Genomic DNA, 12,449 nt, shown 5'->3' on the forward strand with positions numbered 1-12,449 from the left:
TAATTGGCCAACTAAATGATCAATCGTTACGCATACACCTCTATGACCGGAGCAACTGCTTCTACACAGCAGTTGGCGGTGACCTCGAATAACTTGGCAAATTCATTAACGCCAGGTTTTCGTGAGGTGATCAGCGCATTTCGTGCGGTACCTCTAAAAGGTGATGGTGTGCCATTTACTGGTAACGGTGCTGATACGAGAGTATTTTCGGTTGAGACAACACCTGGTAGTAATTTCACACAAGGCCAATTGCAAACGACTGGAAATGCTTTGGATGTGGCAATTAAAGGTGACGGCATGTTTACTGTTCGTCGCCCAGATGGTCAAGAAGCCTACACCAGAGCTGGTAAGTTCATGGTCAATGAAACAGGTATGTTGATGATTGGCAAAGATATACCAGTGGTGGGTGCCGGTGGCACTATCACGATTCCGATTGGAGCTACAGTTCAAATTGCTGAAGATGGTGCTGTATATACCCAGTTACCTGGAACACAGTTCTTGAATCAAGCTGGAAAATTAAAATTGGTAAACCCAAATACCAATGATCTAGTGCGAGCAGCCGATGGACTATTCGACCTCCCTGGCCAACAGGCAGCAGCTGATCCATTGGTTAGGATTGTGCAAGGCGCATTCGAAATGAGTAATAACAATCCGACTTTGGCAATGGTGCAAATGATTGATCAGAGTCGGATGTTTGATTTAAATAGCCGTTCAATTACCTTTGCAGACCAAAACGCAAGATCAGCAACAACTTTGCTATCACTGTCACGAGCTTAATCAACATTAAATAACAAGAGAAAAAACAATGTTACGTTCCTTATGGATAGCAAAAACAGGTATGGACTCTCAGCAGTTCAACCTGGACGTTATTACTAATAACTTAGCGAACTCGTCGACTACCGCTTTTAAGCGTGTACAGCCGATGTTTCAAGATCTGCTCTACACCACATTACGTTCTGCAGGTTCTGCATCAAATGCACAGAACTTGTTGCCAACCGGCTTGCAAATTGGTGCAGGTGCCGCTGTCACATCTACAGAGAGAAATAATATTCAGGGTGGATTGATTCAAACAGGTAATCAATTGGATGTAGCGATTCAAGGAAATGGCTTCTTCCAGATTCAGCTGGCGGATGGAACATTAGCCTACACACGAAATGGTCAGTTCAGCAAGAGCGCAACTGGTCAAATTGTTACTCAGGCAGGTAACGTTGTGGCTGGTGGTGGAGTCATACCAGCAAATGCAACATCCATCACGATTAACCAAGCTGGTTTAGTTCAGTACACATTGCAGGGTAATACCAATGCAATTCAGGCCGGCCAGTTGACGATGGCTAACTTTATTAACCCAGCTGGTTTACAAGCTCTTGGCGGCGGAAACTTTATTCCTACGCCTGCATCAGGTACCGCACAAAATAACATCGCTGGATCAAATGGTATGGGTACAACAAACCAATACTACATTGAGCAGTCGAACGTAAACGTTGCCGAAGAATTAGTTAATTTGATTGCAGCGCAACGTGCATATGAAATTAATACCCGCGCAGTAACAGCATCTGATCAGATATTGCAGCGCGTAAGCAATATGGGTCAGTAATCATGAAATTATTTAAAGCTCATCGCAGACTTTCAGTTTCAGTACTGAGCGCCATTATTTTAGGTGGTTGTGCCAGCGCTGATCGTCCATCACTGCTGACAACACCATCATCTGCAAGGCCAAGACCAATTCAGGAAACCTCTGCAAATATGGGGAGCTTATATCCAGCAAATTCCGGCGGCCCCTATGTGAACGCGGTGAGCCATCGCCCTCTATTTGAAGATCGCCGTGCCCGCAATGTAGGGGACACACTAACTGTTGTATTGAATGAGACAACGAGTGCAGCAAAGAACTCGGGAATGTCTGCTGCACGAAAAGCAAATGCAGCAATGGATTTTACTAATTCTGGAACCCCTCCCTTTCAGCCATATTTAAACTTAGGCAAGATAGGTAACTTCACAGGCTCAGGTGATATTAAGTCTGAAGGCACTGGTGCCAGCGCAGCAAGTAATACATTCGCAGGCACGATTACAGTGACGGTTGTCGAGATTCTCTCCAACGGTAATTTGGTGGTTGCTGGCGAGAAGCAAGTTGCCGTGAGTAACGAAGAAGAGATTATTCGTTTTGGCGGTGTAGTCAACCCAAATACATTGGTCTTTAATCAAGTTTCTTCACAGCAAGTGGCTGATGCACGAATTGAATATCGTGGACGTGGTGCTACGGATGACACTCAAGGTACCGGTTGGTTTACAAGGTTGATGTTAAAGCTCGCACCATTCTGATGATGAAGAAAAAAATGTACCTAACCAATCTTAAAAAGCAAGCGCTTGCATTGCTGTGTATTGGTGCAATGTCTACCAACTGCTTTGCGGATCGCATTAAAGATTTTGCCGATATTGCTGGACAACGTTCCAACCAATTGGTGGGTTATGGTTTGGTGGTTGGTCTAGATGGTACCGGTGACCAAACAACACAAACTCCATTTACCTTACAAAGTGTTTTGCAGATGATTGGTGTGTTGGGTGTAACCATCCCTCAGGGCGGTGGTCAAACTCAATTACGTAATACTGCTGCCGTCATGGTCACTGCAGATTTTCCAGCGCTGGCACGTCCAGGTCAGCAAATTGATGTGACAGTGTCATCCCTAGGTAACGCAACCAGTCTTAAGGGCGGTACTTTGGTAATGACCCCGCTAAAAGCTGCAGACGGACAGGTTTACGCTCAAGGCCAGGGAAATATTGTGATTGGTGGTGCGAGAGCTGCAACCGGCGGAGCCGCAACATCAGTGAATCACTTGAATGCAGGCCGCATCCCATCTGGTGGTTTGATTGAAAAAGCGGTACCTTCGTTACTTGCAGATGAATTTTTACAAATTGACTTACATCGTGCTGATTTTGCTTTGATGCAAAAAACGACAGAGGCAATTGGTAGAAGATTTGGCCTTGGAACAGCATTACCAGTTGATGCGCGCTCCTTAAATGTTCGCGTTCCTGTGGAGCCATTACGTAGAACTGCATTTATGGCTGCCCTACAAGATTTGGAAGTGCAGATGGTGAGTGGTCCCGCTAGAGTGATTCTCAATTCACGATCTGGATCAGTTGTGATGAATCAAGCAGTGCAATTGTCACCATCCGCTGTAGCGCATGGCAACCTGACTGTAAAAGTGCAACAGAGCCCAACAATTAGTCAGCCGCTACCATTCAGTCGTGGGCAGACGGCAGTAGCCTCACAAGATACTGCAACGATTAGCGATAGTGGAAAAGAAAATAGCTTGATTTCTGTGCCACCAGGAGCATCCTTGGATCAGGTTGTAAAAGCACTTAATATGCTTGGGGCAACGCCTCAGGATCTGATTTCCATATTGCAGTCATTGAAGTCTGCAGGAGCTCTAAGGGCGGAGTTAGAGGTTATTTAATGAGTGCTATCAACGCCATTACTCCATCGATTGATCAAAGTAGTGCGAGGATTATTGCCAATAGCAATTCCACGCCTGCAATGGCTACCAATGAGGAAAAGCTCAAAAAGGCGGCCCAAGGCTTTGAGCGTACATTGATACGCCAAATGCTCAGCACTGTCCGTAATACGAATTTGCGTGGCACTGAAGAGCAGAGCAGCGCCTCCAAGTCCTATTTGGAGATCATGGATGATCACATGGCTGACATGCTGTCTAAGGGCCAGGGAATGGGTTTTGGTACCAAAATGGCTGAGCAACTCATACAGCAGGCTAATGCTGGAAAGCTAATCGGAAACGGTGAAATAGCCGTTAAACCATTGAATGCACCAAGAGAAACGCCAGTATCAGCAGAAACTCTCAAGTCACTCCAGAGGCCGGACGGCTTTCTTGGCGCACCTAAATAAGTAAAGGCTCAATATGGGAATCTATTCCTTAACCGATTCAGCAATGGCTGGCTTGAATATTGCTCAAGCGGGAATATTGACGACTTCACAAAACGTAGCGGGTACCAGCGTTGAGGGTTACTCACGCCGCAATGCCAATGCCATCATGGATTCATTGGCGCCAAATTCATTAATGCTCAATGGATCAAGCTTTGCGGTTGAGGGTTTTACACGTCATTACTCATCCCTCATTGGCTCACAACTCTTAATTCAGCAATCTAAATCAAGCTATTCAGATACATTAGTTCAGTACACGAATTCAGTCGACAGTTTGGTTGCCGATAAATCAACCGGCTTAAATACTGCTATTAGTAATTTCTTTAATGCGATGGGTGCTTACGCGGCAGACCCAACGAATAAAGCGATGGCTGGCGCCATTACAGGTACTGCAAAAGAGGTAGCTCAGCGCATGACTGGCATGAGCACGTTAGTGAACCAGATTCAGAGCGATGCGCGTACTGCGCTGACTGATACTGTTGCTCAAGTCAATACCATCTTGCCAGCATTGGCAGACATTAATCAAAAAATTGTTGATGGAAATAGTCCTGGCGTGAGTGCGCCTTCTGCCGACCTATTAGATGAGCGTGATCGCTTGTTAAGTAAGTTGCAGCAATTAGTTGGTGGTCAAAGTCTAATTAATTCTGATGGCACAGCAACGCAGTTGGTTGCCGGCATGCCGCTAGTTGAAAGATCAATAGCAAACAAGGTCACTATAAACGCCGATCAAGAACATGTTGCCTTAACTTTCAATTTACAAAATGGACCCACAAAAGGGGTGCTCACTACCGTTCAAACTTTGGATGGTGGTCAAGCTGGTGCCTTGCTCGAGTTAAGTAATAACTTTGTGCCTACAGTGCAAAAACGCCTCGATACGATTGCAATGGGGTTGGTTAAAGTGGCAAATAGTGCTGCTCAAAGCAGTTCGGGTGTAGCAACTAATTTAGCAATCTTTGGATTTAAGGTTGCAGACAAAACCTATTCAAGTTTGGCAACCAATGATTTATCGGGAAATTTGCCAACGATTGAAAATGAAAACGATCTCTTGGATTTATACAGCAGCTTGGGCAATGCAATATCTTCCAATAGCGCAGTAAAAGTTGGGAGCCTAGTTGGTACCTATACAAGCATTAGCTCTTTGACTGCAGGATCAAATACCTTGGCTGGTGATTACACATTAACCAAGGTAGGCACAAATCAGCTCAATATTTCCGATAGCTCTGGTAAGAATCAAACGGTCTCTTTGATCACCAGTGTCTCAGGTGGCCTTCAGACAGTTGACTTTAATCAATTGGGCATCACATTGCAGTTGGAAAATTTCAGTCCAGCATTAAGCGCAGTCAGCTCTAGCAGTGTCGTTAAAGATGGGGCTACAGTTGGAGCGCAGACAATTTCCAATATGGAAGTGGAAAATAATGTTCAGTCTGGAACTTACACATTTAGCTACAGTGGTAGTCAAGTTACGTTGACCAGTAGCAATGGCGGTAGTCAAACACTGACGCTGGTCGATGGTACTTCTGCTGGTCAAACTTTAAACTTCACTCAAATGGGAATCTCATTTTCCATGGCAGATACAGGTAGTCCTGTTGAAACAGCGGCAACTATTGCGGCAACACTGAATGCCAAAACAATTACTTTGGTAAATGCTGAGGACTCACAGGCAACCATTGCTACAGCTTTAGATGGCCTCAAAGTGAAGGTCAGCGGCATGGGAAATCCTTTGGTGAATTATGGTTTCAGTGCTGCCAACTTTATCTCACTAGCACCGACTAATTTTGCTAGTTACTACAATGGAAATACACCACTCATTAGTTCTGAGAAGGCGAATGCCACTCAGCAGATGAGCGCTGTTTTTGGCAGCTCGATCTCCAATCTGGTAAATGAAGTGGGCGTTCAAGTTGCAACCTGGAAGAACGGTCAAAAAGCCGATTCAGTTGTCCTTGCCAATCTAAAGGCTCAAAGAGATTCCGTATCGGGAGTGAACTTGGATGAAGAGGCTGCCAATTTATTGAAATACCAGCAGCTTTACACCGCCTCAACAAAAGTGCTGCAGGCAGGCAATCAAATGTTCTCAACCCTTTTATCCATCATGAACTAAGGAGATAAGTCATGACAGTCCGATTTAGTTCAAATCAAGTTTTAGATTCTGGTGTTCAGGGAATGGACAATGCTTTAGCTGATGCTATGACCTGGAATAGGAAGGTAACAACTGGCAAGCAGTATGCTCAGGCATCAGACAATGCTTATGCGGTATCTAGAGGTGTGCGCTTAGATTTTGATATTTCACGCCTAGATATGTTCAAGGCTAATCAAAACTTTGTAGCTAGCTCTCATGCCAATGCTCAAACGCAAATGGATAGCTTGGTGAATGAAATGAATAGCCTAAAGCAGCTATTTGTCCAGTCACAGAGCGGCGCTTTAAATCCAACTAATTACAAGGCCATAAAAGTCCAGGCTGAGCAGATTTTGATTGCTATGAAACAGCAAATGACAGCCAAAGACGGTACTGGCAACCCGATTTTTGGGAATACCGTGAATCAAGTCCAGATTGAGCCTAATGTCATGGTTGAGTCTGGGGTCAAATTTACAGATGCATTTGGATCTGGCGGGGATTTGACCTACCCAGAAAATAGTGAGATGTATCTCAATATTCAGAAATTTGTCACTTATTTGGACGAAAAAGGCCAAAATACGGGCTTAACGACCCAAACAGCAGATCAGGTATCCGCGGGTCTAAATACCTCTTTTGATCAGTTAACAATGGCCGAGCAGCGTAGCGGTGGGATAGCTGCCCAGGTCGATAATGCCAAATCAGCCATGTCGGCATTTGGGGTTCAAATGGCGGCCGCTCAGTCCGCACTTTTAGATACTGACATGGCGGCAGCCACAGCGTCTTATACTAGAGCCCAAACCTTGTTAAACGCTGCTCAGGCAATGTTTGCTAGACTGCAACAAAGTAACTTATTTTCAAAACTATAAAACTGAGTAAATAGAAGTATGAATATCCCAATTGGGTGGATTATTGCGATGGCTTGTGCCTTGGGGGGATATGCCCTCCATGGCGGTCATATTATGGTTCTGTGGCAACCAACAGAGGTTCTGACTATTGTTGGTGCAGCTGTAGGTACGATGATTGCTGCTAATACCCCAACCAATCTGAAGAAAATGTTTTCAGCTTTGGGCGGCGCTTTTAAGAATGCAAAGAATGTTAAGCAAAAGTCTTTAGATCTCTTGTGCTTAATGTTTGAGATTTTGCAAAAAATCAAACGTGATGGATTGATGTCGCTCGAGGGCGATATCGAGGAGCCAGAATCAAGCCCACTCTTTGAGAAATATCCTGAGATATTGAAGGATCATCATCTAGTTGATTTTATTACTGACTACTTACGTATGATGCTGGGCGGATCATTAGATGTGATCCAGATCGAAAGCTTGATGGAGCAAGAGCTTGAAGTGCATCATCATGAAGCTCACATACCAGTTAATGCAGTGACTAACGTAGGCGATGGCTTACCAGCGTTCGGTATTGTGGCGGCGGTTATGGGTGTTGTGCACACCATGGGCTCCATTGGTTTGCCTCCTGCTGAATTAGGAAAGCTGATTGGTGCAGCTCTTGTGGGAACCTTCCTAGGTATTTTGTTGGCATATGCCTTCGTTTCGCCTGTAGCAAAGGTCCTAGAGCAAAAAGCAGAAGCCGACGGCCGTGCCTATATGGCCATTAAGGCAATTCTGATTGCAAGTTTGAATAATTTCCCTCCTGCAGCAGCTGTGGAGTTTGGCCGTAAAGTACTCTTTAGCTACCAGCGTCCTTCGTTTGCTGAGCTTGATGAGGGTACCAAAGCAGTTAAAGGAAAATAAGCGGTATGGCTAAGAACGACGCGCCGATTATTGTCATCAAGCGCGTTAAGAAGGGTGGTCACGGACATCACGGTGGCGCTTGGAAAATTGCTTACGCTGACTTCGTAACGGCCATGATGGCCTTCTTCCTGTTGATGTGGGTCTTGGGTTCCACAACAGCAGGAGACCTCGCTGGTATTTCCTCTTATTTCCAAAATCCAATGAGGGTATCGCTATCCGGCGGCCAAGGCTCTGGTGATGCTACGCGGATCATCAAGGGTGGTGGTGACAATATTACGAAAACCGTCGGTGAAGAGTCACGTGCAGATGCTGATACTGAGCAGCGTCGTATTAGTGATTCCTCTGTTACAGATGTTGAAAATGCCCGTAAAGACAAGACTAAGAATGAGCTTGTCAAAGAAGATATCCAGAAGAAAATTGACGCTGATCCAGAGTTAAAGAACTCCAAAGGTCAGGTATTTATGGATATCAATGCCGAAGGCTTGCGTATCCAGGTGGTGGATGAAAAAGGTAAGCCCTTATTTAGCAGTGGCGGATCTGTTCCTAGCGTATCTGCAAGAAGGTTATTGCGCATTATTGGAAAATCCTTAAAAGAAACCCCTAATCCAATCCGTATTGAAGGCCATACTGACGCAGTTAAATACGGTAACGGTGAAACGGGTTACACAAACTGGGAGCTTTCTACAGAGCGTGCCAACGTTGCTCGTCGAGAGTTGATAGCTGGTGGTTTAGATTCAAATCAGGTTGTTCAAGTGATTGGCTTTGCCAATACGGTGCCACTGAATCCCGAAGATCTGACCGACCCATTGAATCGTCGTATTTCAATCACGGTTTTGAATAAGAAACCTAAGCAGGAAGACAAGCCAGTTGTAAGGCCGGTTGAAAAATTGCCTGAGAGCTTGCCAAAGGGAGCTCAAGAGATTCCGCCAAATCTGCGTGCACCTGCCCAATTCCTGTCGAAAGACAATGCTCCAAAATCGCCTCCAATGGAGATACCTCCTAAGGTAACCCCGTCTTCGGATAAGACAGCGAGGTAAGGCCTTGTTTAGAGCCCTCGGTCTAGCCTTTCTCCTTGTGGCCTTGATAGGCAATGATGTACACGCATCAGATGCCAAGGCACCTGTTGTTGATGCACCCTCTAAACCTCAAAAGTCAGCACAAGCAAATGCAGGTTCTGAGCCTTTTGTGGGCCCTGCAAGTGAGGCTAGAAAGTTATACAGACGTTATAAACGCGCTCATGACAAAACGGTAGTCGCAATCGCTTGTGTCCGTGATCCAAAGTGCATTGAGCCCGAAGATGAAGTCCTTCGTCATAGCAAAGAGGCTTTAAATATTCTCAATAGGTTGGATGCTCTGGCTGCAGAGGGTGATGTACAGGCAAATTACTACCGAGGTTTAATTGCTTATGAACGCGGAAAATATTACGATGCCCAGGCAGAAATCATTACCCATCCAGACTTTATTTTGACGGCAACCGTATATCGCCGTTATTCCAGGGAACAGTTTCTGATTGCGGAAAAATACTTGAGTGTTCCAGCCAAGGCAATGAATCCTTTTGCCTGTCGCCTTATGGGGGATATTTATAGCTCCAATATTTTGGGATCGCCACGTAAAGATAAGGCAACCAACTACTATTACACTGCAGCAATCGGATTTTTGGATCAAGGCAATAAGGTAGAAGGTGCAAAAATGTATACCGCCATGAAAGAAAATGCAAACCCTGCAGACTCTCGTATTGTTCAAGTCTATGCCAAGTTGCATAATGAAGAGCCTGTAGCGAGTTGGAGAAAATTGCCCAATGACGTACTGCAAAAGCAGCCACTTAAAAAATCACAAGAACATTAAATTGGTATTTAACGGAGACCAACGGTCATGAAAGAAAAAATTGAGCTACTAGCGAGATTGCTTAAAAAAATGCTCTTATTGTTTATTTTTCCATTGGTTCTGCTGATCTTTTTCTTTGTCCTTGGAGAGCAGTTTGAGGTTGGTAGACTCTCAGCCGTTGCAAGTTGTGAGGGCAGCATCAACAATGCCGCATGTATTCGTAGCAAGGGATACTTAGCTACTTCGCCTTACTATCCAGATTTGACACGTCGTTACTTTGGTTCGTACGCTCGCATGATTGGTGGGGATTTGGGCGCAAGCTATCGAGTAGAACCTCAGTTACCTGCTTTAAATCTAAATAAGACTACCGATGGTAATCCTGATGAGGATCCAGAGGATGCTGAGGAGCCAAAAGCGGCTCCAACCAAAGATAAGCTCCCGCCTGCTAAAAAGTAGTTGACAGAGGAATTTAGGGCTTCAAGATGATTAATATTCAATGGCATTCGATCACTCGTTTGCCATTGTTGTTATTGGTCAGCGCTTTTCTGTTGGCTTGCTCCGATTACCAGCGGGCCCGTTCTGCTTATGAGGCTGGTGAATACACCAAAGCATTTCAGATTTTTGAGCGTTTATCGCAAGCAGGCGATAACCAAGCGCAATATGATTTATCTCAGATGTATCTGCAGGGTATTGGAACTCCTAAAAATATAGAGCAGGGCTGGGTCTGGCTCAACCGCGCTGCAGAACAAGGCAATATCCAAGCGATGCTGGAATTAGGGGTTCGTTATCAGGCTAGCGCCAGCCTGGAAAATGGTCAGGAAATGGCCTTTCTTTGGTTTCAAAAGGCGGCGATGGCAGGAAGCCCTGTGGGGCAGTACAACCTAGCTCATTTCTATGAATCTGGGAAGCAGGCCCCAGTGGATTTGGTGAAAGCCTATGTCTGGATGACGATCTCCAATAAAAGTGGAAACCCTGCTGCAGCCTCTGAAATGAAGGCTATCAAGGCCAGACTATCCCCGGATGAGCTAGCTAGCGCTGATCGAATGATTCAGGAAATCAAAAAGACCTTGCCATAAGCTTTCTAGACCCAGATCTAAATCGTTTATCCTCAAACTTCATTGAGTGCCTAGACGGAGTGTGTGGTGGCTGAATCTGGTGATAGTTCCCAGGAAAGAGAGTTAGAACCGAGTGAGCGGAGAATCATACGCGCTCGAGAACAGGGTCAACTACCGCAATCAAGGGATATCGCCACCTTTGCTTTGCTAACCGTTTTTATTATCTTTTTAATTGCTATTGGCCCTCTTTTGCTTCAGCAACTGGTGCTGATGACTAAATCCAGTTTTGTTTTTGCTGAGCCCATCAAGTTGCTCGACCACATTCAGGAATGGCTTAATGGCCCTTTGCTCGTTGTGCTCGGTTTACTATCTCTGGTTTTTTTGCCTGTGTGGTTGGTGGGCATATTAGCGCCACTTTCTCTGGTGAATTTCCGCGCCTATTTTGCCCCGAAGTTTGATATGGGCAGGCTGGACTTTATCGCCGGTCTTGGCAGAATGGTTTCACTAAATGCACTGACTGAGTTGATTAAAAATATCTTAAAGACTGCACTTGTTCTAGGTATTGGTATTACATATTTAGTGGGACTGTTTGTTTACATTCGCACAATTGTTAGTCAAGATTTTGATGCTGCGCTTTTGCATACAAGCTATTTCATTCTCAATGGTTTCTTACTGCTCATGGTTCCGCTACTATTAATTGCTGTAGGGGATGCGTGGATGCAGTGGTTTAATTTCCGTAAGCAAATCCGGATGAGTCCAGAAGAAATGAAGCAGGAGATGAAAGAGTCAGAAGGCTCTCCAGAGATTAAGCAGCGTTTACGTCAACGGCAAAGACAAATTGCTTCATCACGCATGATGGCCGCTATCGAGCGTGCTGATGTTGTTTTAGCCAACCCAGAGCATTACTCTGTCGCACTGCGTTACGATATCGAAAAAATGGCTGCACCGATTGTGATTGCAAAAGGGGCTGATCAAATTGCTTTACGAATTCAGGAAGTGGCGCGCGAGCATGATGTGCCAATTGCACAAATTCCACCACTAGCTCGTTACCTATACAGTCAGCTAGAAATTGGTGAAGCAATACCCATGTCCTTATTTGAGGCAATCGCCAAAATATTGGCGTGGGCCTATGAAGTCAAAGAGTCCGGAGGGGTAGAGGGCGAGATCCCTGAGGTCAGCTTTGTTCCCGAAGTACTTAAGCCAGGAAAAGCATTGCTTTAATTCATTACGCTTTTGGCAAATGTAGTTCCAACATCTTCTGGGAAGTAGTAAATCAACATGAGCTCATTGCGGTTATTTAAGCTGCGACCAATTTGAAAGGCGACTTGACCGCCACCAAAAATATAGGTTTTTGATTTACGAATACCGGCTGCAAAGGCGCTCTCTTGCCCTTCTGAGGGGGTGTAGTCAAGGCCGTATTTGATTGTGAAGCGCTCGATAATGGTATCGGCCACATCTTTATTGAAATAACCTAATTCTTTTTTCATCAACACTAGACGGCCAGCTTCGTTATAAATCAGCCAGATTGCTTCTTCCTTGCCATCTACTTTGATTTTGCAACTAAAGGATAGTTCATAGGCAGTGCAAGCAAATTTGTCCTTAGCCTCTTCCCGAGTCGTATTAAATGGGATGGTTGCGTACTCTTCCATAGGAAGTTTTACAACCTTAGTGTCAGGAAGCCAAATCTCAGTCTTCACTTGCTCTTCATTTTTTCCGCACGCAGATGCAAGAACTGCTAGGGCGCAAATTATCCATAATTTGAGTGAAGGTAAACGCATGGCTAT

At 45.0% G+C, this 12,449-nt stretch carries 14 protein-coding genes; 13 read left to right on the top strand and 1 reads right to left on the bottom strand.

Annotation, left to right across the window (positions count from 1 at the left end; genetic code table 11):
• Positions 1-15: 15 nt before the first annotated feature.
• From GQ359_RS02290 to GQ359_RS02350, 13 genes are all read left to right on the top strand, one after another.
• Positions 16-777 carry a flagellar basal body rod protein FlgF gene (locus GQ359_RS02290; RefSeq protein WP_215387330.1) on the top strand — a complete coding sequence of 254 codons (762 nt, stop codon included), beginning with the start codon at positions 16-18 and terminating at the stop codon, positions 775-777.
• Between the two features lie 28 nt (positions 778-805).
• Complete coding sequence (flgG, locus tag GQ359_RS02295; RefSeq protein WP_215387331.1) at positions 806-1,594, top strand: flagellar basal-body rod protein FlgG; 789 nt, start codon at positions 806-808, stop codon at positions 1,592-1,594.
• A gap of 2 nt (positions 1,595-1,596) precedes the next feature.
• The gene (locus GQ359_RS02300; RefSeq protein WP_215387332.1) at positions 1,597-2,316 is read left to right on the top strand and encodes a flagellar basal body L-ring protein FlgH; all 720 of its coding nucleotides are present in this window, start codon (positions 1,597-1,599) and stop codon (positions 2,314-2,316) included.
• A gap of 14 nt (positions 2,317-2,330) precedes the next feature.
• Positions 2,331-3,449, top strand: coding sequence for a flagellar basal body P-ring protein FlgI (locus GQ359_RS02305; RefSeq protein ID WP_215387333.1), 1,119 nt, complete (start codon positions 2,331-2,333; stop codon positions 3,447-3,449).
• On the top strand, positions 3,449-3,892 hold the full coding sequence (locus GQ359_RS02310; RefSeq protein WP_215387334.1) for a hypothetical protein: 444 nt from the start codon (positions 3,449-3,451) through the stop codon (positions 3,890-3,892). Before GQ359_RS02305 ends, GQ359_RS02310 begins: the two co-directional genes overlap by 1 nt.
• 13 nt (positions 3,893-3,905) lie before the next feature.
• The gene (locus tag GQ359_RS02315; RefSeq protein ID WP_215387335.1) at positions 3,906-6,026 is read left to right on the top strand and encodes a flagellar basal body rod C-terminal domain-containing protein; all 2,121 of its coding nucleotides are present in this window, start codon (positions 3,906-3,908) and stop codon (positions 6,024-6,026) included.
• Positions 6,027-6,037: 11 nt separating this feature from the next.
• The gene (locus GQ359_RS02320) at positions 6,038-6,907 is read left to right on the top strand and encodes a flagellin (protein ID WP_215387336.1); all 870 of its coding nucleotides are present in this window, start codon (positions 6,038-6,040) and stop codon (positions 6,905-6,907) included.
• Positions 6,908-6,925: 18 nt separating this feature from the next.
• Positions 6,926-7,786, top strand: a complete 861-nt coding sequence (motA, locus tag GQ359_RS02325; protein ID WP_215387337.1) for a flagellar motor stator protein MotA — start codon at positions 6,926-6,928, stop codon at positions 7,784-7,786.
• Between the two features lie 5 nt (positions 7,787-7,791).
• Positions 7,792-8,823, top strand: a complete 1,032-nt coding sequence (gene motB, locus GQ359_RS02330) for a flagellar motor protein MotB (protein WP_215387338.1) — start codon at positions 7,792-7,794, stop codon at positions 8,821-8,823.
• Positions 8,824-8,827: 4 nt separating this feature from the next.
• Positions 8,828-9,631: a hypothetical protein gene (locus GQ359_RS02335; protein ID WP_215387339.1), complete on the top strand. Its 804-nt coding sequence runs from the start codon at positions 8,828-8,830 to the stop codon at positions 9,629-9,631.
• A gap of 27 nt (positions 9,632-9,658) precedes the next feature.
• Complete coding sequence (locus GQ359_RS02340; RefSeq protein WP_215387340.1) at positions 9,659-10,066, top strand: hypothetical protein; 408 nt, start codon at positions 9,659-9,661, stop codon at positions 10,064-10,066.
• Positions 10,067-10,092: 26 nt separating this feature from the next.
• Positions 10,093-10,686, top strand: coding sequence for a tetratricopeptide repeat protein (locus GQ359_RS02345; RefSeq protein WP_215387341.1), 594 nt, complete (start codon positions 10,093-10,095; stop codon positions 10,684-10,686).
• 66 nt (positions 10,687-10,752) lie between these two features.
• The gene (locus GQ359_RS02350; RefSeq protein WP_215387342.1) at positions 10,753-11,886 is read left to right on the top strand and encodes a flagellar biosynthesis protein FlhB; all 1,134 of its coding nucleotides are present in this window, start codon (positions 10,753-10,755) and stop codon (positions 11,884-11,886) included.
• Here the strand turns inward: GQ359_RS02350 and GQ359_RS02355 are convergent.
• Complete coding sequence (locus tag GQ359_RS02355) at positions 11,883-12,443, bottom strand: hypothetical protein (protein WP_215387343.1); 561 nt, start codon at positions 12,441-12,443, stop codon at positions 11,883-11,885. The genes GQ359_RS02350 and GQ359_RS02355 overlap by 4 nt on opposite strands.
• Between the last annotated feature and the right edge of the window lie 6 nt (positions 12,444-12,449).

The organism is Polynucleobacter sp. AM-7D1, assembly GCF_018688455.1.
Taxonomy (GTDB): Bacteria; Pseudomonadota; Gammaproteobacteria; order Burkholderiales; family Burkholderiaceae; genus Polynucleobacter.